The organism is Arthrobacter melezitosi (assembly GCF_054511055.1).
In genome coordinates this window covers 180,128-201,587 of record NZ_JBTNDJ010000005.1, presented here as the reverse complement: position 1 = coordinate 201,587, position 21,460 = coordinate 180,128, and the positions used below count along the sequence as shown (strand labels likewise).

The window sequence follows — 21,460 nt, the reverse complement described above, 5'->3', positions numbered from 1 at the left end:
GGCGGCAGGGCGCGCGCTGGTAACTCTCCGCGGACGCCTGCACGCCCGTGAACAAAAAGGACCGGCCGGAGATCTCCCCCCAAGGAGATCTCCGCCCGGCCCGGTCGGTGGGGGCGCCTAGCAGCAGCGCCCTTCGGGATTGGTGTCCTGGCGGTCCGTCCGGTCCCGCCAGAACTCCCGCTCGCTCATCGGCGGTTCGGAGCAGTGCGAGTCCGCGTGGTGGTCAAGGTAGGCCGAATAGGCGTTCTCGCCCATCACCCCCTTGAACAGCCACGCCAGCCCGCGGGCTGCGTCCCGTGCCCTACCGAGGGCGGCCGCGGTGCTCATCAGTGCCCGGACCTCACCGGGCGCTTGACCGGGACCCGCGCGGTCCACTGCGACTCGAGCTCCTTCTCCGCCGGGGTGGGGATCAGGCCGGACGGCGCGTAGATGCGCGACGGCACCGGAGCGTCCTCCGTCTCGACGCCTCCGCCGTTGCGGTAGGCCTTGATCGTCGCAAGGACCGCGGTGATGATCACGATGATCGCCAGCGTCACGAAGACGATCGACAGGGTGCCCTGGATGAAGGTGTTGCGCACAACCGCCTCCATCGCAGCGACCGTCGGCGCATTGCCGAAGCTTTCCTCACCGGCGGCGAGGGCGTCCTTGAATGCGTTGTGCTGCGCCCAGTAACCGATGGCCGGGACCGGGGAGAAGATCTTCAGGAACGACGCCGAGATGGTCACCACGGCGGCGAAGGCCAGCGGAAGCGCGGGGATCCACAGGTACTTGAAGGCCCCCTTCTTCGCGCAGATCGCCATGCACACCGCCAGCGCAATGGCGGCCAGCAGCTGGTTGGCGATGCCGAACAGCGGGAACAGGGTGTTGATGCCGCCCAGCGGATCCGTGACCCCCATGATGAGGATCGCGCCCCAGCCGGCGACCATGATCGCCGTGCAGACCCACGCCCCGACCCGCCACGAGGTGTCGCGGAAGCGGGGGATGAAGTTGCCGATGCTGTCCTGGAGCATGAAGCGCGCCACGCGGGTTCCGGCGTCGACGGCGGTCAGGATGAACAGCGCCTCGAACATGATGGCGAAGTGGTACCAGAACGCCATCGCGCCGCCGCCTCCGAAGAGGCCCTGCATGATCTGGGCGATACCGACGGCCAGGGTCGGCGCGCCGCCGGTGCGGGAGACGATCGACTCCTCACCGACGTTGCCGGCCAGTGAGGTCAGCGCGTCGGGGGTGAGGTTCACGCCGGTCAGCCCGAGGCCGTTGACGAAGGCGACGGCGCCCTCGATGGTGCCGCCGGTGGCCGCCGCCGAGGTGTTCATGGCGAAGTAGATGCCGCGGTCGATCGACAGTGCTGCGACGAGCGCCATGATGGCGACGAAGGACTCCATGAGCATGCCGCCGTACCCGATGAAGCGGGCCTGGCGTTCCTTCTCGATCAGTTTCGGCGTCGTCCCCGACGAGATCAGGGCGTGGAAGCCCGAGAGCGCGCCACAGGCGATCGTGACGAAGAGGAAGGGGAAAAGCGGGCCGGGGACCACCGGGCCGGTGCCCGTTGCGGCGAACTCGCTGATGGCCGGCACGCTGATCTCGGGGCGGGTGATGATGATCGCCACGGCCAGCAGCACGATCGTGCCGATCTTCATGAAGGTCGAGAGGTAGTCCCGGGGTGCGAGGAGCAGCCAGACCGGCAGGACGGCGGCGATGAACCCGTAGATGATGATGCCCCACGCGATGGTGACGCGGTCGAGGGTGAAGAGGGCGACGCCCCATTCGGTCTCGGCGATCCAGCCGCCGGCGACGATGGCGAGCATCAGCAGGACGAACCCGATCAGGGAGACCTCGGTGACCTTGCCCGGCCGCAGGAAGCGCAGGTACACGCCCATGAACAGCGCGATGGGGATGGTCATGGAGACCGAGAAGACGCCCCAGGGGCTCTCGCCGAGGGCGTTCACGACGACCAGGGCGAGGATGGCCACGATGATGATCATGATGGTGAGGGTGGCGAGCAGGGCCGCCGTCCCGCCGATGACCCCGAGTTCCTCGCGGGCCATCTGGCCCAGGGAGCGGCCGCCGCGGCGCATCGAGAAGAACATCACGAGGTAGTCCTGCACCGCGCCGGCGAGGATGACGCCGACGATGATCCACAGCGTGCCGGGCAGGTAGCCCATCTGGGCGGCGAGGACCGGGCCGACGAGCGGGCCGGCGCCGGCGATCGCGGCAAAGTGGTGTCCGTAGAGGACGCGGCGGTCGGTCGCCACGTAGTCCTTGCCGTCCGCCTTGTACTCGGCGGGGGTGGCGCGGCGGTCGTCGGGCTGCAGGAGCTTGCGCTCGATGAACTTGGAGTAGAACCGGTACGCGATGAGGTAGGTGCTGACCGCCGCGAAGACGAACCAGATCGCATTGACGGTTTCACCGCGGACGATAGCCAGCATGACCCAGGCGATGCCGCCCAACAGGGCGATGCCCAGCCAGATGGCGATCTTGGCCGGTGTCCACCGGCGGTCCTCCGCTTCAGCCACCTCCGCGTCGATCGCGGTGGGCGGAAGGTCGGGGTCGGTCGCGAGCACGCCTTTGTGCCCGTGCGCCCCGTTGTGCTTCTCACTCATGATGCTCCCTTGGAATACGAGTGGTGGTATGCACACGAAGGTAGCAACCTACTGAGGTGTGCGTCACATCTCAAGGCGCCGACGGGGCTTTCGTCGCCGAAGGGCACCGCCGGTGCGGTGAGTGGTCCGGCCTCAGCCGCCGTCGTTGTCCCGGGCGTTCGATCCTTCGCTCAGGCTGGCATGCGTATGCGTGCGGGGGTCTTCGCCCTCGTTGGCGGTGTCCTGCGGGCCGCTGTCGACGCCGTCGGGAACCTGGTCCGCAAGGTTTTCGGTGAAGCTGTCGGCGGCCTTCGCCAAGCCGCTCTTCTCCGTGTCACCCGCGTCGTCGTTGGCACTGGATGTCATTGTGTTCCTCCTCGGTCCGGTTGGACGCTCCAAGGCTCGCACACTCCCCGCCCGCAAGGAAGCATGCTTATCGTTCGGGTGGAGGTTGACTAGACAGCCAGGAGGATCTTGCCCGTGGAGTCCCCCGAGTCGAAGTACTCATGTGCGGCGGCGGCCTCGGCGAGGGGGAAGGTGCGGCCGACCAAGGGCAGCACCTTCCCGGCTGCCACAAGTGGCCAGACCTCCCGTTCGACCGCAGCCATAATCGCCGCCTTCTGCGCGGGCGGCCGGGCCCGCAGGGTGGATCCGGCGATGCTGGCCCGCTTGGCCATCAGGGCTCCGAGGTTCACCTCGGCCGTCGTCCCGCCCTGCAGCCCGATCACCACGAGGCGGCCGCCGACGGCGAGCGCCCGTACATTCCGCTCAAGGTACTTCGCCCCAACGACGTCGAGGATCACGTCGGCCCCGGCACCTCCGGTCGCCGTACGGACCCGCTCGACGAAGTCCTCCTCCTTGTAGTTGATGCCGGCGACCGCGCCCAGCGAGGCCGCCAGCCGCAGCTTGCCCGCCGAGCCCGCAGTCACCAACGGCACCGCCCCGAAGGCCCGGGCCAGCTGGATCGCCATCGTGCCGATGCCGCCGGCCCCGCCATGGATCAGCACGGTTTCTCCAGCCTTCAGGCCCGCCGTGGAGAACAGGTTGGAGTACACGGTGGCGGCGGTCTCGGGAAGGCCGGCGGCCTCTCCGAGGTCCACGCCTTCCGGCGCCTTCAGGACCTGCCCTGCCGGCACCGCGACCTTCTCGGCGTAGCCTCCCCCGGAGAGCAGCGCCACCACCGGCGTCCCGGGAGGAAACGCCGAACCGTTCGGGTCGGCGACCGTGCCGGAGACCTCCAGGCCGGGGTATTCGGAGGCACCGGGCGGCGGCGGGTAGACCCCGCGGCGCTGCTGCACGTCGGCGCGGTTCAGGCCGGCAGCGACGACGTCGATCATCACCTCGCCCGGCTTCGGCTCCGGGTCCGGAACCTCCCGCAGTTCGAGCATTTCCGGTCCTCCCGGACCGCGGATGACGACTGCTTTCACGGGCGTTCTCCGATCGATTTGGGATTTGGGTGGGGCAGGTTCCCATGAAACACTACTCAGAAGGGAAGGTTGTCCGAGCGGCCGAAGGAGCTGGTCTTGAAAACCAGTGGGCGGTTACCCCGTCTCAAGGGTTCGAATCCCTTACCTTCCGCTCCCTGAAGGGACGGCCCCGGCAGCAGCCGGGGCCGTTCCTTTTTTCGTGGGTCAGAGCCTCTTCTTCGTGGGTCGGAGCCCCTTCTGCGTGGGTCGGAGCCCCTCTTCGTGGGTCGGAGCCCCTCTTCGTGGGCCGGACCCCCTCTTCGTGGGTCGGACCCCGCCGAAACTGCACATAACCACCCTTCGCCCGCGCCATAGCGTGGTGAGCTGCAGACTCGACGCCGGGGCGGTCAGCGTCGAGCCCTTCCCCGTTCCTGCCTTCCCGCCGAAACCGCAGATAACCACCCTTCGCCCGCGCCACAGCGTGGTGAGCTGCAAACTCGACGCGGGGGGACAGCACGCACTGCCGAGACGGTCTGCGAAAAGTCCAGTAATTGCCTCCCGCCACTTCCCCGGAGGTCGCCTCTTGTTCATTCTTCGTTGGTTGGATTATCACTAGTCACGTATGTCACAGGTGACCCATACTGTCTAAGCCATCACCAACCGCCGTCCGGACCATCAGTGCGGGCCCGCGGACTCACCGGCTGAACACCAGCCAGTCTCAAGGAGAGTTCTACCGAATGATCAATTCGCCATGGAAAGGCGCGCTGTGCTCGGTGCTGACGGTGGGACTGCTCGCCGCGCCCGCAGCAGCACTCCCGGCAAGCGCCGAGGAAACGACGCCGGCCAGCACGGGCGGCGTCGTCATCAACGAAGCGTATGTGACAGGCGGCAGCACCGGCGCGCCGTACGTCAACAAGTTCGTTGAGCTGTACAACCCGACCGACACCCCCGTCACCGTCGACGGGTGGTCCCTGCAGTACCGGTCCGCGACCGGCACCGTCGCACCTACCGGCGTTACTCCACTGACCGGCACCATCCCCGCCAAGGGGTACTTCCTGGTGCAGGGATCGAGCAATGGAACGGCTGGCCGGGCCCTCCCCGCTCCGGACGTCAAGGGCTCGATCAACGCCAGCGGAAGCTCCGGAACAATCCTCCTGGCCCGCCAGGCCACCGCCGTGAACCCGCTGCCCACCGACTCCGTCGTCGGCCACTCCGTCGTGGCGGACCTGCTGGGCTACGGGACCTCCAATACGTTCGAGGGTGCTCGGGCGACCGGCCCGAGCGGCGGGCAGAGCTCGATGAACCGCACCAACGGCGCCGACACCAACAGCAACGCCGCCGACTTCACCCTGTCGACGACGGTGACGCCCACCAACTCCACCGGGACGGCGACGCCGCCTCCCGTGGAGCCGCCCGTCGAACCCCCGGTCCCGGGCCAGGTCGTCCCCATCCGCGAGATCCAGGGCACCGGCACCGAAACCCCGCTCAAGGGCACCACGGTGACGACCCGCGGCAAGGTCACCGCCGCCTACCCCACCGGCGGTCTCGCAGGCTTCTACCTGCAGACCGCGGGATCCTCAGCGGCCGAGGGGCAGAACGCCTCGGACGCCATCTTCGTCTACTCTCCGGCCACCGTCGGCTCCGTTGCCGCCAGCGACTTTGTCGAGGTCACCGGAACGGCTGGCGAGTTCTTCGGTCTGACCCAGCTCACCGTCGCGGCCGGCGGCACCACCAAGCTCGCCGAACCGGCCGAGGAGGTCAAGGCCGCGGCATTGCCGCTGCCCGCCACCGACGCCGCGCGCGAGGCCTATGAGGGCATGCTCCTGCAGCCCGCCGGCGACTTCACCGTCACGGACAACTACGCGCTCAACCAGTACGGCGAAATCACCCTCGCCGCCGGCACGGCGCCGCTGCTGCAGCCCACCGAGGTTGCGGCGCCGGGAACGCCGGAGAACGCCGCCGTCGCCGCGGACAACGCCGCCCGCCGGATCGCGCTCGACGACGGCGCGACGACGAACTTCTTCAACGACGCCAACCGGGGCAGGCCGCTTCCCTACCTCGCGGTGGACCAGCCGGTCCGGGTGACGTCGAACGCCAAGTTCACCTCGCCCGTCGTACTCGACTACCGCAACAGTGCCTGGAAGTTCCAGCCGCTGACCGAACTATCGCCCGCCAACGCCGGCGCCGTGCAGCCGGTGGCCTTCAACGGCGAGCGCCCGGCGAGCCCGAAGGACGTCGGGGGCTCCCTGAAGCTCGCATCGTTCAACGTGCTCAACTACTTCCCCACCACCGGTGACCAGGTCGCCGGCTGCACCTTCAATAACGACCGCTCGGGCAACCCCATTACGGTGCGCGGCGGCTGTGATGTGCGCGGTGCTGCGAACGCCGAGAACTTCGAGCGCCAGGAGGCCAAGATCGTCAAGGCGATCACCGGGCTTGGCGCCGACGTCGTGAGCCTGGCCGAGGTCGAGAACTCCGCCAAGTTCGGCAAGGACCGTGACAGCGCCCTGGCGACGCTGACGGCGGCCCTGAACGAGCAGACGCCGGGGGTCTGGGACTACGTCCGCTCCCCCGCCGCGCTGCCGGCGCTGGAGAACGAGGACGTCATCCGCACCGCCTTCATCTACAAGAAGGCCGCGGCGAAGCCCATTGGCGACTCGGTCCTCCTCGATGACAACACCGTCTTCGGGAACGCCCGCAAGCCCCTCGCGCAGGCCTTCGAGACCGTCGACGGCGGCGAGGAGAGCCGCTTCCTGGCGGTCACCAACCACTTCAAGTCCAAGGGATCGGGCCCGCGCACCGGGGAGAACGCCGACACCGGGGACGGCCAGGGTGCCTGGAACGCCGCCCGCGTCCTGCAGGCCCGCGCCCTCGTCGAGTTCGCCGACCGGCTCAAGGCCGAGGCCGGAACCGACAAGGTCCTCCTCACCGGTGACTTCAACTCCTACTCCGCCGAGGACCCGATGTGGGTGCTCTACGACGCCGGGTACGTCAACCAGGGCACCAAGACCGACGGCCACTCCTACGTGTTCGGCGGAATGGTCGGCTCACTCGACCACATCCTGGCCTCCCCGGCCGCCGATGCCACGGTGGCCGGAGTGGACACCTGGAACATCAACGCCGTCGAATCCGTCGCGCTTGAGTACAGCCGCTACAACAACAACGTCACCGACTACTACTCACCGGATCCCTACCGCTCCAGCGACCACGACCCGGTGATCGTCGGCATGGACCTGGGCGACGGCACGAGCGAGCTGAACCTGCTCAACATCAACGACTTCCACGGGCGGATCGACGCGAACACCGTGCGCTTCGCCGGCACCGTCGAGAAACTGAAGGCGGCCTTCCCCGAAGGCAGCTCGGCGTTCCTCTCGGCCGGAGACAACATCGGCGCGTCGCTGTTCGCTTCGTCCCTCCAGCAGGACAAGCCGACCCTCGACGTCCTCGACGCCCTGGACCTGCGCGCCTCGGCCGTCGGGAACCATGAGTTCGACGGCGGTCTGGCCGACCTCGCCGGCCGGGTCGACGACGCCGCCGACTTCCCCTACCTCGGCGCGAACGTCTACGCCAAGGGAACCCAGGACCCGGTGCTCGACGAGTACACCCTGCTGGAGCTCGACGGCGTCGACGTCGCCGTCATCGGTGCCGTCACCGAATCCACGGCCACCCTGGTGAGCCCGGGCGGCATCGCCGACATCGAATTCGGTGATCCGGTGGAGGCGGTCAACCGCGTGGCCAAGGAGATCGAGGCGCAGGACCTCGCCGACGTCATCATCGCCGAGTACCACGACGGCGCCGGGGACGGCGCCGTCGAGGGCGGGACGATCGAGGAGGAGGTCGCGGCCGGCGGAGCCTTCGCCGACATCGTCACCCTCACCACCCCGCTCGTCGACGCCATCTACACCGGGCACACGCACAAGCAGTACGCCTGGGATGCGCCGATTCCGGGCGTCGAGGGCAAGACCCGCCCGATCCTGCAGACCGGGTCCTACGGCGAGTTCATCGGCCAGATCACCCTGACCGTCGACAGCGCGACCGGCGACGTCGAGTCGTACACCGCACGCAATGTCGCCCGCACCACGGAGGCCAACGACACGCTCGTTGCCACCTACCCGCGGGTCGCGGAGGTCAAGCGCATCGTCGATGCGGCCCTGGCCCAGGCGGCCGTCATCGGCAGCCAGCCGGTGGCGTCGGTCACGGCCGACATCACGACGGCCTTCATCGGCACCACCCGCGACGACCGCTCGTCGGAATCGACGCTGGGCAACCTCGTCGCGGACTCCCTCAAGGCGAGCCTTTCCGCCCCCGAGCGGGGAGGTGCCGAGATCGGCATCTCGAACCCCGGCGGGTTGCGCAATGAGCTCTACTACGGGCCCGACGGCGTCATCACCTACGCCGAGGCCAACGCGGTGCTGCCGTTCGTGAACAACCTTTGGACCACGACGCTGACCGGCGCGCAGCTCACCGCGCTGCTCGAGCAGCAGTGGCAGCCCGAGGGCAGCTCGCGGTCGTTCCTGGCCCTGGGCCTGTCGGACAACGTGAGCTACACCTACGACCCGGCCCGCGAGCGCGGCTCACGGATCACCTCGGTAACCGTGGACGGGGAGCCCCTCGACCCGACCCGCGGCTACCGGATCGGCACGTTCAGCTTCCTGGCGCAGGGCGGCGACAACTTCGCCGCCTTCAAGGAAGGCACCGACGTGCGCGACTCGGGGCTGGTGGACCGCGACGCCTGGATCTCCTACCTGAAGGCCAACAGCCCGCTGTCGCCGTCCTTCGACCGCCGCGGCGTGCTCGTGCAGAACGCGCCGACGAGGGTGCAGGCCGGCGGCCAGGCCTCGTTCACCGTGTCGAAGCTCGACCTGACCTCGCTAGGAAGCCCGGTGAACACCTCGCTCAACGCGGCGTATGTCGGAGCGGACGGGGTCCGCGTCGATCTCGGGAACACTCCGGTCACGGCCGGGTCGGCCGCCGTCACCGTCACCATCCCGACGACGGCGAACGGCCCGGGGCGGATCGTCCTCACCGCCGCCGAGTCGAAGACCACGGTGACGCTGTTCGTCACGGCCGAACCCGTGGTCGTCGAGAAGCCGGTGTGTGGCAAGGGCAACGGGCCCAAGGCCGACAAGCCGGTTCAGGGCGATGACAAGGCCGGCAGCAGGAAGTGCACCCCGCCGGGTCACAGCTGACGGTTCCAGCTCGTTAGGCTCCGGGTCTGCACGGTTCTCCGTGCAGACCCGGAGTTGTTTAAGGGGCGGGCCACGCCGTCGGGCCTCTCGCACCCCCGCCGAAACTGCACGTAACCACCCTTTGGGCGGCGCTAAGCGGGGTTATCTGCAGACTCGCCGCGAAGGGACAGGGCACAGCGCGGTTAGCTGCACAATCACCGAACCTACGCGCCGCGCTCCACCGGCTGCAGGTCCGGAGAGTCCCGAAGCGAGGCCAGCAGCGCCTCCGCAATGGAGTCGGTATCGCGCAGGGTCCGCGCCCCCGCATCCAGGGACGCCCCGGCCTCGGCCGCGATGGCCGTGCCCCACTGGACCGACGAGAGTTGCAGCCCGCACACGTACAGCCCGGGCTGCGCCTCGCCGGTGCCGCTCAGGGGCCGGTAGGGCGGCAGCGTCACGTCAAGGCCGGCCGAGACGACAGGCACCCCGTCCTCGGCCATCCGCAGCCGCGGACGCACCACGCCCTCCTCGAGCATCTGCCGCATGAGCACGGACAGGCTCGTCGACACCTGGTTCGCGGGCATCATCGCCTCGACGAGGTACTGGGCAGTGAAGCCCGATCCCCCGACCCACGGTGAGGAGGCCCGGAAGACGCCGTCATCGGGGTCGAGCGCGAACTGCGGATTCGGCCCAACGAACCGCACCAGGTCTGCCCGCACGAGCGCGGCGAGCTGCGCGATGCGCAGTGGCGGCGGCCCGCTGGCGAGACCTTCGACGAGCGGCTCGAACCAGCCCCGGAGTTCGGCGTACCAGCCGGAGTCGGTGAGCCCGCCGTCGGCCACGGCCTGCTTGATCACCGTCCGTCCGGCGTTCAGCGCCCCGATCGCCATCTTGAGGGGGTCGTCCTCCCCGCGGGCCGAGCCGGCGGCGTCCTCGTCGAGGTAGGCCAGGACGGCCTGTGTCAGGGCAGCGCCGTCCTCGAAGTGGCGTCCCGCGAAGGGCTGCGCCAGGGCCTCGACCTTCAGCTGCAGCTCCGCGGGCACGGCGCGGTCGAGCACCTCCTGCAGGGCGGGCGGCCAGCCGGGGCCGGCGGTGTCCAGCGCCGCGCGCAGCTCCGCCAGGGCGGCATCGGCCGGGCCCAGGAACGCACCGGGCCGGACGCGGGCGAGGGTTCCGTAGTACGCCGCGAGGACGTCGCGGTGCAGCAGCGGCCACACGTCGTGGTCGAACCCCGGCTGGATGCCGGCCTCGGCGAACGCGCCCAGGGTTTCGTTCGTGCAATAGGACAGGCTGACGCTGCGAGGGATGTAGCTGTCGATCGCGGCCTTGGCCCGGTAGGGAACGCCGCGGCGCGAGGCCGCGATGAGCACCGGCTCGCGGCCCGACGGCGTGTAGGCGAGCCTGCCGGTACCGTCATCGGCGAACCGGCCGCCGCGCCCCTCGGTCAGCTGGATCATGACGTCGAAGAAGTTGAGCCCGAGCCCCCGGATGAGCACGTCCTTGCCCGCGGGCAGCCGCTTCCAGTCGAGGTCCCCCGGGACGGCCGGCGGCCAATATTGGAGTCCATGGCGGGCCGCGCCGTCCTGGAGGACGCCCTGCTCCGGGGTGAGCCGTGCCGGCAGGTGCCCCAGCGCGAGGACGACGCCGTCGACCGCCAGGACCTCTCCCCCATCGAGCTGCAGCCCCCAGCGCGCGCCGGCGCGGCGGAGGGACAGCGCCTCCCGCCGGTGGTGGATCACCCGCACGCCGTCGCCCGGGTCGGAGACCAGCGCCTCATAGACCCAGGCGAGGTAGCGCCCGTAGAGCGCCCGGCTGGGGAACCCCGCGCTGCCGACCCGTCCGGCTTCGGCGGTCTCCGCCGCCGTCAGGCCGTCCACGCCGCCCACCGCGGCGAGGCGCCGCCAGGAGTCGAAGTCGACCGGCACCGGCGACGGCGGAACCGCCGCGGCGGCCTCCCCCACCGGCACGACGGTGGGGAACAGGGAGGGGGTGTTCATGAGGAAGAGCCGCGACTGGTCGGTCCGCCAGACATGCCCCGGACCCGGGTCGAACGGGTCGACGACGTGGATGGTGAGGGGCTCCTGCGGGCCGGCGAACGCTCTCCGGTGGGCGATCAGCCGCTCAACGACCGAGGTGCCGCGGGGTCCGCCACCGATTACGGCAACGTCCGCGCCCTCTCTGCTGATCATTGGCCAAGCCTATCGAACAGGCAGGGGTGCTCCCGCGCCTGCTTAGGATGGCACTATGAACAGCACACCGGAGCACGCACCCGCCGACGACGAGTTCCTCTGGCTCGAGGACATCTACGGCGAGCGCCCGCTCGACTGGGTCCGCGCGCAGAACGCGGTCACCGAGGAGATGCTCATCGATCCGGGCTTCCTGAAGCTCGAGGCCGGGGTGCTCGAGGTGCTCGACTCCACCGACCGGATCCCGATGGTGGCCAAGCGCGGCGCCCACTACTACAACTTCTGGCGCGACGCCGCCCACCCCAAGGGCCTGTGGCGGCGCACCAGCTGGGAGAGCTACAGCACCGAGGACCCCGAGTGGGAGACCCTGCTCGACGTCGATGCCCTGAGCGCCGCCGAGGGCACCGAATGGGTGTGGGGCGGGGCGATGTTCCTGCGGCCCCCGGAGGGGCAGGAGTACACCCGCGCCCTGGTCGTGCTCTCCCCCGACGGCGGCGACGCCGCCCGTTACCGGGAGTACGACGTCCCCACCCGCTCCTTCGTCGAGGACGGCTTCGACATCCCGACGGCGAAGAGCCGGATCAGCTGGGCCGGCCCGGACACCCTGTACGTCGGCACCGACTTCGGGCCCGGCTCCATGACATCGAGCTCCTACCCGCGCACGGTGCGCACCCTCGCCCGGGGCTCCGACCTTGCCGACGCCGAGCTCTACTTCGAGATCCCCGCCGAACACATGATGGCCGTCGTCGTGCACGACCCGACGCCCGGGTTCGAACGGGACATCGCCATCGACACCATCGACTTCTATTCGCACCGCACCCACGTCCGGCGCGGCGGGGACTGGGTCCAGCTCGACCTGCCCGACGACATCAATGTCTCCCTCCACCGCGAATGGCTGGTGCTGCGCCCCCGCACCGACTGGACCGTCGCCGGCACCACCTACCCGGCCGGGTCGCTGCTCGCCATCGGCTTCGAGGACTTCCTCGCCGGCGACCGGGCGCTGCGGATCCTCTTCGCCCCCGACGCCTCGACATCCCTGCAGTCCTGGAGCTGGACCCGGAACCACCTCCTGCTGAACCTGCTCCGGGACGTCTCCTCGGAGATCCTCATCCTCGACCCGGCCGACGGCTGGTCGCAGCAGTCCCTCGATGCCCCGGCCCTCCACAGCGTCGACGCCTACGCGGTCGACGACGAGGACGACGACGCCGGAGACGACTACTGGCTGGTGTCGACCGGCTTCCTCACGCCGTCGACCCTGAGCCGGGGCACCATCGGATCCGGGCACGCGCCGGTCAAGGCCACCCCGGCCTTCTTCGACGAGGACGCCTACGCCGTGGAGCAGCATTTCGCGGTGTCCGCGGACGGCACCAAGGTCCCCTATTTCCAGGTCGCGGCGAATGACCTCGTGCTCGACGGCGCGAACCCGACGCTCCTGTCCGGCTACGGCGGCTTCGAGCACGCCCTGACCCCTGCCTACAGCGGGGTCATCGGCAGGAGCTGGCTGGAGCGGCGCACGCCCGAGGGCCGCGCAGGGGTGTACGTGCTGGCGAACATCCGCGGCGGCGGCGAGTACGGCCCCGGCTGGCATGCCGCGGCCCTGCGGGAGAACCGGCACCGCGCGTACGAGGACTTCGCCGCCATCGCCCGCGACCTCGTGGAGCGCGGCGTGACGGTGCCGGCACTGCTCGGCTGCACGGGACGCAGCAACGGCGGCCTGCTGGTGGGCAATATGCTCACCAGCTACCCGGAGCTGTTCGGCGCCATCTCCTGCGGTGTGCCGCTGCTGGACATGCGCCGCTACACGAAGCTCTCGGCCGGCTACTCCTGGATCGCCGAGTACGGCGACCCGGACCGGCCCGAGGAGTGGGAGTTCATCCGCACCTTCTCCCCCTACCACCTGCTGCGCAGCGGGGTGGACTACCCCAAGACCCTGATCTGGACCGCCACAAGCGATGACCGGGTCGGCCCGGTGCAGGCCCGCAAGATGGCGGCCCGCATGAAGGCGATGGGCATCGGGGACGTCTGGTTCCACGAGGCGCTCGAGGGCGGCCATGCCGGGGCCTCCGACAACCGCCAGGCCGCCCGGATGCACGCGATGAGCCACGAGTTCCTGTGGAAGGCGCTGACCGGTTCCCTCTAGCCCGGGGGCCCGGGCGGGTGCCGGCTTGGGTCCCCCGCCCGGGAGGGGCCCACTGTTTTGCTCTTGGCTGCCCCTTCTGGGTACCCTTGGGTGGCTAGCAATAGCCGCTGGAGACGTGCCAGAGCGGCCGAATGGGCTTCACTGCTAATGAAGTGTGGGCCTAAAGCCTACCGGGGGTTCAAATCCCCCCGTCTCCGCACTCAATGCAAAAGACCCCCTGGGAACAGGGGGTCTTTTTGCGTTCCCGGCCGGTTCAGGCCCGCAGCGCCAGCGCGAAGGGCAGCACCGCTTCGGCACCGGCCTGCCGCAGCGCCCGCCCGGCCACCGTGATCGTCCACCGGCTGTCCGCGAGGTCGTCGACCAGCAGCACCGGTCCGGGGTTCGCGGCGAACCAGGCCGGGCCCTCGTCGGGCACCTGGAAGCGGTTCCACACCGAGGCGAGGCGGAAGGCGCTGTTTCCTCCCGGCGCCCCCTCCGGCCAGCCGTTGGGGGTGGTCAGGGTGCCCAGGTACGGGATCCGCCCGACCCCGGCGAGGGCCTGGGCCAGTGACCCGATGAGCTGGGGGTGCCGCCGGGACGGCATGGCGACGACGGCGACGGGCCGGGTCTCCCAGTTCCACTGCGCGAGGACCTTGATGCACGCCTCGATGACGCCGCGCTCCAGCGGGGCGTCCGGGGTGGCGTCGGCGAGCAGCGTGCGCAGCTGGGTGCCCCAGCCGAGGTCCGTCATGCGGGCCAGGGCCCTGCCGGGGGCGCTGACTTCGTCCGCCTTCAGCTTGCCCTTCACCGGCACCCCGAGCTTGTCCATGCCCGAGGGCCACTGCCCGCGCGGCTCGAGCTCGACGCCGACCCGGCTGAGGGCCTGTGCGGCGTTGTCGGAGGCGTCGTGGGCCACCTCGTCGGAGTACCACTTACCCGCGCAGTTGTCGCAGCGCCCGCAGGGGGCGGCGGTCGGGTCATCGAGGGCGTGGGCGAGGAACTCCATCCGGCAGCCGGAGGTGTTCTCGTAATCGAGCATCGAGCGCTGCTCGGCAATGCGCGCCTGCTGGATCCGGGTGTAGCGGTCGGCGTCGTAGCCCCAGGGCTGCCCGGTGCTTTCCCACCCGCCGCTGACCTTGCGGACCGCGCCGTCGACGTCGAGCACCTTGAGCAGCAACTCGAGCGGTGAGCGTTTGAGGTTCACCCGCGCCTCCAGCGCCGGCGTGGACAGGACCACGCCCGGCTCCAGTTCGGCAAGGACCCGCTGGGCCGCGTGCTCGGACGGCATCGACGCCGTGGCGAAGTACTCCCAGATGTCGCGGTCCTCCGGCCCGGGCAGCAGCAGCACATCGGCGTTGGGCGTGCCGCGGCCGGCCCGGCCCACCTGCTGGTAGTAGGCCACCGGGGAGGAGGGCGCCCCGAGGTGCACGACGAATCCGAGGTCGGGCTTGTCGAACCCCATGCCGAGGGCGCTGGTGGCGATGAGCGCCTTGACCTCGTTGTTCTTCAGCGCCGCCTCGGCCGCCTCCCGGTCGGCGGGGTCGGTGCGGCCGGTGTAGGCCCGCACGACGTGCCCGTTTTCCCGCAGGAGGCGGGCGGTGTCCTCGGCCGCCGAAACGGTGAGGGTGTAGATGATGCCGCTGCCGGGCAGGTCATCGAGGTGGGTGAGCAGCCAGGCGAGGCGCGAGCGCGGGCTCGGCAGGCGCAGGACGCCGAGCCGCAGGGAATCCCGGGAGAGCCGGCCGCGCAGCGTGAAGACCTCGGCGCCGCCGGTTCCCAGCTGCTCCTCGACGTCGTGCACCACGCGGGTGTTGGCCGTCGCGGTGGTGGCGAGCACCGGCACCCCCTGCGGGAGGGTGCCGATGAGTTCGCGCAGGCGGCGGTAGTCGGGGCGGAAGTCGTGGCCCCAGTCCGAGATGCAGTGCGCCTCATCGATCACCAGGAGCCCGGTGCGCCGGATGAGTTCGGGAAGCTGCCGTTCTCGGAAGGCGGGGTTGTTGAGCCGTTCGGGCGAGACCAGCAGGACGTCCACCTCGTTCGCCTCGAGCCGGGCCGTCACCTCCTGCCACTCGGTCTGGTTGGCGGAGTTGATCGCCTCCGCGCGCACGCCCGCCCGGGCCGCGGCGGCCACCTGGTCGCGCATCAGGGCCAGCAGCGGGGACACGATGAGTGTGGGCCCGGCACCGCGCGAGCGCAGCAGCAGGCTCGCCACGAAGTACACGGCGGACTTTCCCCAGCCGGTGCGCTGGACAACGAGGGCGCGGCGCCCTCCCTCCACCAGTGCCTGGATCGCTTCGAACTGCCCATCGTGGAAGCGGGCGTCGTCGCGGCCCACGAGGGTGCGGAGGATCGCGGTCGCCTGGTCGTAGAGGGTGATCGTGTCGGCCATGGGCCAAGTATTCCAGCCGCCACCCCCAGGAATTGACCGGCGGATGGTATGTGGACAGTCCTAGACCGGATGCGGGCCAGCGATACACTTCAGGAATGAACACTCCCGCGGATCTTTCAGCGTCTTTCAAGGCCTACGACGTACGGGGCATCGTTGGCGAGACCATCACGGTCGAGACCGTGACGGCGGTCGGCGCGGCCTTCGTGGATTCGCTTGATCTCGCGGGAGAGACGGTCCTCGTGGGCGGGGACATGCGGCCCTCCTCCCCCGAGTTCTGCAGCGCCTTCGCCAAGGGCGCGACCCGCCGCGGCGCCAACGTCCTGCTCCTCGACCTCATCTCGACCGACGAGCTGTACTACGCAAGCGGGATGCTGGGCGCCGCGGGTGTGACCTTCACCGCAAGCCACAACCCCGCCCAGTACAACGGGATGAAGATGACCCGCCCCGGCGCCGTGCCGGTCTCCTCGGAGACCGGGCTCAACGAGGTCCAGAAGCTCGCCGAGCAGTACCTCGACCGCGGCTTCATCCCCGCCGTGGAGAATCCCGGCTCGATCGGCGTCCGGGATGTCCTCGAGGAGTACTCGAGGTTCCTGCGCGCCCAGGTCGACCTTTCCGGTTCGCGCCCGCTCAAGGTCGTCGTCGACGCGGGCAACGGGATGGCCGGGCTGACCACCCCCGCCGTGCTCGGCGACCGGCTCCTGCCGGGGCTGCCGCTGGAGATCGTCCCGCTCTACTTCGAGCTCGACGGCTCCTTCCCGAACCACCCGGCGAACCCGCTTGAGCCCGACAACCTGTTGGACCTGCAGGCCGCCGTGATCGCCCACGGCGCGGACATCGGCCTGGCGTTCGACGGCGACGCCGACCGCTGCTTCGTCATCGACGAGCAGGGCAACCCGGTCTCCCCCAGCGCGATCACGGCGATGGTCGCCCGGCGCGAGATCGCCCGGGCCCGCGCCAACGGGGAGGAAACCCCGGTGATCATCCACAACCTGATCACCTCGCGCGCTGTCCCCGAGCTTGTCCTCCGTGAGGGCGGCCGGCCGGTCCGCACCCGGGTCGGCCACTCCTTCATCAAGGCGCTCATGGCCTCTGAGGGCGCCGTCTTCGGCGGGGAGCACTCGGCCCACTACTACTTCCGCGACTTCTGGTATGCCGACACCGGCATGCTCGCCGCCATGCACGTGCTCGCGGCCCTCGGGGAGCAGGAGGGCCCGCTGTCCGAACTGGGCCGGGAGTACGAACCCTATTTCTCGACGGGCGAGGTCAACTCCAAGGTCGCCGACGTGCCCGCGGCCATCGCCCGCGTCCGTGCCGAGTTCGAGGGGAACGGCGTCGCCGTCGACACCCTCGACGGGCTCACGTTCACCTCCTCCCAGGGGAACTGGTGGTTCAACCTGCGCCCTTCCAACACCGAACCATATCTTCGGCTCAATGCCGAGGCCGAGGATCCGGAGACCCTCCGCGACCTCGCCGACCGGGTCCTGGCGCTGGTGCGCCGCTGACCCCGCAGGGCGGCCCGCCCCGGGCGCGCCGCCCTTCACCCCCTCCTGGAGATAAGAATGAGCAATTTGGAAATCGACCCGACGCCCGTTGTGTGCAGCAGCGGGGACGAGGCACCCGGCCTCGTGGAAATCCTGGAGCCGCGGGAGGTCCCGCTCGGGGGGCCCCGCGCAATGGATGTACGGCGCACGCTGCCCCAGCGCAGCCGGTCGCTGATCGGGGCGTGGTGCTTCCTTGACCACTACGGCCCGGAGCCCGTGGGCGTCTCCGGCGGCATGTTTGTACCCCCGCACCCCCACACCGGGCTGCAGACCGTGAGCTGGCTTTTCGCCGGCGAGATCGAGCACCGCGACAGTGCCGGCAACCACGCCCTGATCCGGCCCGGGCAACTGAACCTCATGACCGCGGGCTCGGGCATCTCCCACTCCGAGGTGGCGACCCCGGCCGCCACGATGATGCACGGAGTCCAGCTGTGGCTGGCGCTCCCCGACGCCACCCGGCACACCGACCGCACCTTCGAGCACTACGCCCCGGAACCGGTCGCAGGTGACGGGTACACCCTCAGCGTCTTCCTGGGCACCTTCGGCGGCGCCACCTCACCGGTCGCCACCCATTCGCCCCTGGTCGGCGCCGAACTCCGGCTCGCGGCCGGGCACAGCGCCTCCTTCGAGGTCCAGCCCGGGTTCGAGCACGGCATCCTTGTCGACTCCGGATCCGTTGAGGTCAACGGGACCGCGGCCGCGGCCCGGGAGCTGGCCTATGTGGCCCCCGGAGCGACAACCCTCGAGGTCACCGCCACCGGGGACGGACCGGCCACCCTGATCGTGATCGGCGGAGAACCGTTCGACGAGGACATCGTGATGTGGTGGAACTTTGTGGGGCGAACTCACGAAGAGATCGTCGAGTTCCGCGCCGCCTGGGCAGCCGAGCTGGAACCCGCGGCGGAGCCCGCCAACGGCGCACCCCGGTTCGGCCTGCCGCCGGACAGCGGACTGCGTCCCCTGCCCGCGCCGGTGCTCCCCAATGCGCGCCTGCGGCCCCGGACGCGGAACGGCCATCCACGCCACGCCTGAGCCGCAGCGCCTAAGCCCCACGGGGGCACGTCGGGAGATGTCTCACGCTTTGAATTTGCTTTTAGCGTGAGAACTGGTAGCCTTGATGGAGTTTCGGCTGCCTCCTGCATGCGGCGGGACGCAGGAATGCGCGGCGGACGCCGCGGGTTCTGAAACAGGCGGGCGCAACTCTGCACCGGCCGGAGCACCGGCCGGGCCTGCGCCGCCCCGGCTGCAGCCGCATTCACCCACCTCACTGAAGGAGTCCCCCATGGCAACCATCGACATCACCGAGGCAAGCTTCCCCGAGACCATCGAGAACAACGACATCGTGTTCGTCGACTTCTGGGCCGACTGGTGCGGCCCGTGCACCCGGTTCGCCCCGGTCTACGACGCCGCCTCCCAGAAGCACGAAGACGTCGTCTTCGCCAAGGTCGACACCGAGGCCGAGCAGTCCCTGGCCGCCGCCGCGGGAATCACCTCCATCCCGACGCTGATGGCGTTCCGCGAGAACGTCCTGGTCTTCTCCCAGCCCGGTGCGCTGAACTCCTCGCAGTTCTCCGAGCTCGTCGACGCCGTCAAGGGCCTGGACATGAAGGCCGTCCACGAGCAGATCGCCAAGCAGGACGCCGCCGAGGCTGACGCCAGCTAACGGATTGCACCCGCCGGACGACGACGAAGCCCCCGCCTCCAAACCCGAGACGGGGGCTTCGTCGTATGTCAGCTGACCTGGAAGCGCTCCTTGAGGTCGGCGAGCTGGCCGCGCAGCTCATCGGGGAGCGATTCGCCGAACCGATCGTACCACTCCTCGATGCCCTCGAGTTCCTGCGCCCATTCGGCGGAGTCGACGTGGACGGCCGCCTCCAGCTCCGCCGGGGTCATGTTCAACCCGGTCAGGTCGATGGCGTCCGGGGTGGGCACGAACCCGATCGGCGTCTCGATCGCGTCGGCGGTTCCCTCGATGCGCTCGATGACCCACTTGAGGACCCTCGCGTTGTCACCGAAGCCCGGCCAGGCGAACCCGCCGTCGGCGGTCCGCCGGAACCAATTGACGAGGAAGATCTTGGGCAGCCGCGCCTGGTCGCCCTTCGCGCTCAGCGTGATCCAGTGCCGCAGGTAGTCCCCGGCGTCATAGCCGATGAAGGGGAGCATGGCCATCGGGTCCCGGCGCACCAGCCCCACCTCGCCGGCGGCCGCGGCCGTCGTCTCCGAGGAGAGGGTTGAACCCATGAAGATGCCGTTCGCCCAGTCCCGCGACTGGGTGACCAGCGGCACGGTGGTCTTGCGCCGGCCGCCGAACAGGATGGCGGAGAGCTCGACGCCGTCGGGCCGGTAGTACTCCTCCGCGAGCATGTCGATCTGGTCGATGGGAGTGCAGAACCGGGAATTGGGGTGCGCGGCGGGCACTCCCGACTCGGGCGTCCAGTCGTTGCCCTGCCAGTCGGTGAGGTGCGCGGGCGTCTCGTCGGTCATGCCCTCCCACCAGACCCCGCCGTCGTCGGTTAGGGCGACATTGGTGAAGATCGAATTACCCTTCGCGATGGCGCGCATCGCGTTCGGGTTGGTCCCCCAGCCGGTGCCGGGCGCGACGCCGAACAGGCCGGCCTCCGGGTTCACGGCCCGCAGTTCCCCTTCCTTGCCGAAGCGCATCCAGGTGATGTCGTCGCCGAGGGTCTCGACCTTCCAGCCCTCGATCGTGGGGTCGAGCAGGGCGAGGTTCGTCTTTCCGCACGCCGACGGGAACGCCGCGGAGAGGTAGTAGCTCTTCTGCTCCGGGGACGTGAGCTTGAGGATCAACATGTGCTCGGCCAGCCAGCCCTCGTCCCGCGCCATCACGGAGGCGATGCGCAGGGAGTAGCACTTCTTGCCCAGCAGCGCGTTGCCGCCGTAACCGGACCCGAAGGACCAGATCGACCGCTCCTCCGGGAAGTGGACGATCCACTTGTTGTCATTGCAGGGCCAGGGCACATCAGCTTCACCCTCGGCCAGCGGCGCCCCGAGCGAGTGGAGCGCGGGGACGAAGTCGGCGTCGAGCTCCTCCATGCGATTCAGGACGTCGGTGCCGATGCGCGCCATGATGCGCATGGATGCCACCACGTAGGCGCTGTCGGTGATCTCCACCCCGAACTTGGGGTCCTCGGCGTCGAGGTGGCCCATTACGAAGGGGATCACGTACATCGTGCGGCCGCGCATCGAGCCGTTGAAGAGGGTGCGCAGCTTGCCCTTCATCTCCGCCGGGTCCATCCAGTTGTTGGTGAAGCCGGCCTCACGCTCGTTTTCGGAGCAGATGAACGTCTGCTCCTCCACCCGGGCGACGTCCTTGGGGTCCGAGAACGCCGCGAAGGAGTTGGGGAAGGAGTCTTGGTTGAGGCGCACAAGGGTTCCGGCCTCGACCAGCTCGTCGGTGAGGCGGGTGTTCTCCGCTTCCGATCCATCCACCCAGTAGACCCGGTCGGGCTGGGTCAGCGCGGCGGTTTCGGCGACCCAGGCGAGCAGGCGGGGGTGGGTGGTCGGGGCCGCGGCGCCCTCGGCCGAAGCGGCGTGCCGGTCGGAGCCGGCCTGGTGACCCTGGTCCTGCTGGCGCACGGGATTGCCCATTGATCTTCCCTCCGTTGGGTGCGAGATGTGCTTCGATGCTAAAGGGGCCCTCAGGCCCATCCACGGCCTTTTTTGACGGCAGCTTCACCACACGTTGAAGAAAATCCGCGCAGTGGCGCGGATCACGAAATGGTTGCGGGCCGTTTATGTGATTAAGGTCACGTAGACCGGTCTAGCTGAAATGGCACCTTGGGACCGATTAGGCGGTGCTGCAATTTGCCTGTAAAGTTGTCTACGGCCAAACAGCCACCCGGCAGGACAAGCAGCGTCACCGCTGAACTAGCCCACCGGATGCGTGCGTAGCTCAACGGATAGAGCATCTGACTACGGATCAGAAGGTTGGGGGTTCGAATCCCTTCGCGCGCACTGAGTAAGCGTAAATCAAGAAAGCCCCGGTCACCGACCGGGGCTTTCTTGTGTTCTCCCCGTTTCATTCGCTACCCCCGACCGTAATCTTTAG

At 69.4% G+C, this 21,460-nt stretch carries 12 protein-coding genes and 3 tRNA genes; 8 read left to right on the top strand and 7 right to left on the bottom strand.

All coding sequences use genetic code 11. The annotated features are described in order from the left end of the window. Positions 1-117: 117 nt before the first annotated feature. The 4 genes from ACX80W_RS08315 to ACX80W_RS08300 form a co-directional block, all read right to left on the bottom strand. Positions 118-327 (bottom strand): YbdD/YjiX family protein, encoded by a 210-nt coding sequence (locus tag ACX80W_RS08315; protein WP_459282187.1) that lies wholly within the window; start codon positions 325-327, stop codon positions 118-120. Continuing rightward, positions 327-2,603 carry a carbon starvation CstA family protein gene (locus ACX80W_RS08310; RefSeq protein ID WP_459282185.1) on the bottom strand — a complete coding sequence of 759 codons (2,277 nt, stop codon included), beginning with the start codon at positions 2,601-2,603 and terminating at the stop codon, positions 327-329. Before ACX80W_RS08310 ends, ACX80W_RS08315 begins: the two co-directional genes overlap by 1 nt. A gap of 132 nt (positions 2,604-2,735) precedes the next feature. Continuing rightward, complete coding sequence (locus tag ACX80W_RS08305; RefSeq protein ID WP_459282183.1) at positions 2,736-2,948, bottom strand: hypothetical protein; 213 nt, start codon at positions 2,946-2,948, stop codon at positions 2,736-2,738. Between the two features lie 89 nt (positions 2,949-3,037). Then, the gene (locus ACX80W_RS08300; protein ID WP_459282181.1) at positions 3,038-4,009 is read right to left on the bottom strand and encodes an NAD(P)H-quinone oxidoreductase; all 972 of its coding nucleotides are present in this window, start codon (positions 4,007-4,009) and stop codon (positions 3,038-3,040) included. Positions 4,010-4,072: 63 nt separating this feature from the next. Between ACX80W_RS08300 and ACX80W_RS08295 the strand changes: the two genes are divergently transcribed. Both ACX80W_RS08295 and ACX80W_RS08290 read left to right on the top strand, forming a co-directional pair. Continuing rightward, positions 4,073-4,160: transfer RNA gene (locus ACX80W_RS08295), tRNA-Ser, on the top strand. 565 nt (positions 4,161-4,725) lie between these two features. Next, complete coding sequence (locus ACX80W_RS08290; protein WP_459282179.1) at positions 4,726-9,177, top strand: ExeM/NucH family extracellular endonuclease; 4,452 nt, start codon at positions 4,726-4,728, stop codon at positions 9,175-9,177. Positions 9,178-9,380: 203 nt separating this feature from the next. On the opposite strand, the gene ACX80W_RS08285 is transcribed toward ACX80W_RS08290, so the two are convergent. After that, positions 9,381-11,345 (bottom strand): FAD/NAD(P)-binding protein, encoded by a 1,965-nt coding sequence (locus ACX80W_RS08285; RefSeq protein ID WP_459282177.1) that lies wholly within the window; start codon positions 11,343-11,345, stop codon positions 9,381-9,383. Positions 11,346-11,400: 55 nt separating this feature from the next. Between ACX80W_RS08285 and ACX80W_RS08280 the strand changes: the two genes are divergently transcribed. Then, the gene (locus ACX80W_RS08280) at positions 11,401-13,482 is read left to right on the top strand and encodes a prolyl oligopeptidase family serine peptidase (protein WP_459282175.1); all 2,082 of its coding nucleotides are present in this window, start codon (positions 11,401-11,403) and stop codon (positions 13,480-13,482) included. Between the two features lie 109 nt (positions 13,483-13,591). Continuing rightward, positions 13,592-13,679, top strand: a tRNA-Ser gene (locus tag ACX80W_RS08275). 56 nt (positions 13,680-13,735) lie between these two features. On the opposite strand, the gene ACX80W_RS08270 is transcribed toward ACX80W_RS08275, so the two are convergent. Then, the gene (locus tag ACX80W_RS08270) at positions 13,736-15,850 is read right to left on the bottom strand and encodes a RecQ family ATP-dependent DNA helicase (RefSeq protein WP_459282173.1); all 2,115 of its coding nucleotides are present in this window, start codon (positions 15,848-15,850) and stop codon (positions 13,736-13,738) included. A gap of 95 nt (positions 15,851-15,945) precedes the next feature. Between ACX80W_RS08270 and ACX80W_RS08265 the strand changes: the two genes are divergently transcribed. From ACX80W_RS08265 to ACX80W_RS08255, 3 genes are all read left to right on the top strand, one after another. Continuing rightward, positions 15,946-17,352, top strand: a complete 1,407-nt coding sequence (locus ACX80W_RS08265; protein WP_459282171.1) for a phosphomannomutase/phosphoglucomutase — start codon at positions 15,946-15,948, stop codon at positions 17,350-17,352. Between the two features lie 57 nt (positions 17,353-17,409). Then, positions 17,410-18,423 (top strand): pirin family protein, encoded by a 1,014-nt coding sequence (locus tag ACX80W_RS08260; RefSeq protein WP_459282169.1) that lies wholly within the window; start codon positions 17,410-17,412, stop codon positions 18,421-18,423. Between the two features lie 250 nt (positions 18,424-18,673). Next, positions 18,674-19,054, top strand: coding sequence for a thioredoxin family protein (locus tag ACX80W_RS08255; protein WP_459282167.1), 381 nt, complete (start codon positions 18,674-18,676; stop codon positions 19,052-19,054). 68 nt (positions 19,055-19,122) lie between these two features. On the opposite strand, the gene ACX80W_RS08250 is transcribed toward ACX80W_RS08255, so the two are convergent. Continuing rightward, a complete protein-coding gene (locus tag ACX80W_RS08250) occupies positions 19,123-21,000 on the bottom strand; it encodes a phosphoenolpyruvate carboxykinase (GTP) (RefSeq protein ID WP_459282165.1) in 1,878 nt (625 codons plus the stop codon). 293 nt (positions 21,001-21,293) lie between these two features. On the opposite strand from ACX80W_RS08250, the gene ACX80W_RS08245 reads away from it, so the two are divergent. Further along, positions 21,294-21,366 (top strand) — tRNA-Arg (locus tag ACX80W_RS08245). Positions 21,367-21,460 lie beyond the last annotated feature (94 nt).

Bases quoted from the DNA above. Each gene is read 5' to 3' on its own strand.
- ACX80W_RS08310 (WP_459282185.1), bottom strand. From the start codon at position 2,603: ATGAGTGAGAAGCACAACGGGGCGCACGGGCACAAAGGCGTGCTCGCG.
- ACX80W_RS08285 (WP_459282177.1), bottom strand. From the start codon at position 11,345: ATGATCAGCAGAGAGGGCGCGGACGTTGCCGTAATCGGTGGCGGACCC.
- ACX80W_RS08260 (WP_459282169.1), top strand. From the start codon at position 17,410: ATGAGCAATTTGGAAATCGACCCGACGCCCGTTGTGTGCAGCAGCGGG.
- ACX80W_RS08280 (WP_459282175.1), top strand. From the start codon at position 11,401: ATGAACAGCACACCGGAGCACGCACCCGCCGACGACGAGTTCCTCTGG.
- ACX80W_RS08305 (WP_459282183.1), bottom strand. From the start codon at position 2,948: ATGACATCCAGTGCCAACGACGACGCGGGTGACACGGAGAAGAGCGGC.
- ACX80W_RS08250 (WP_459282165.1), bottom strand. From the start codon at position 21,000: ATGGGCAATCCCGTGCGCCAGCAGGACCAGGGTCACCAGGCCGGCTCC.
- ACX80W_RS08255 (WP_459282167.1), top strand. From the start codon at position 18,674: ATGGCAACCATCGACATCACCGAGGCAAGCTTCCCCGAGACCATCGAG.
- ACX80W_RS08270 (WP_459282173.1), bottom strand. From the start codon at position 15,850: ATGGCCGACACGATCACCCTCTACGACCAGGCGACCGCGATCCTCCGC.
- ACX80W_RS08315 (WP_459282187.1), bottom strand. From the start codon at position 327: ATGAGCACCGCGGCCGCCCTCGGTAGGGCACGGGACGCAGCCCGCGGG.
- ACX80W_RS08290 (WP_459282179.1), top strand. From the start codon at position 4,726: ATGATCAATTCGCCATGGAAAGGCGCGCTGTGCTCGGTGCTGACGGTG.
- ACX80W_RS08265 (WP_459282171.1), top strand. From the start codon at position 15,946: ATGAACACTCCCGCGGATCTTTCAGCGTCTTTCAAGGCCTACGACGTA.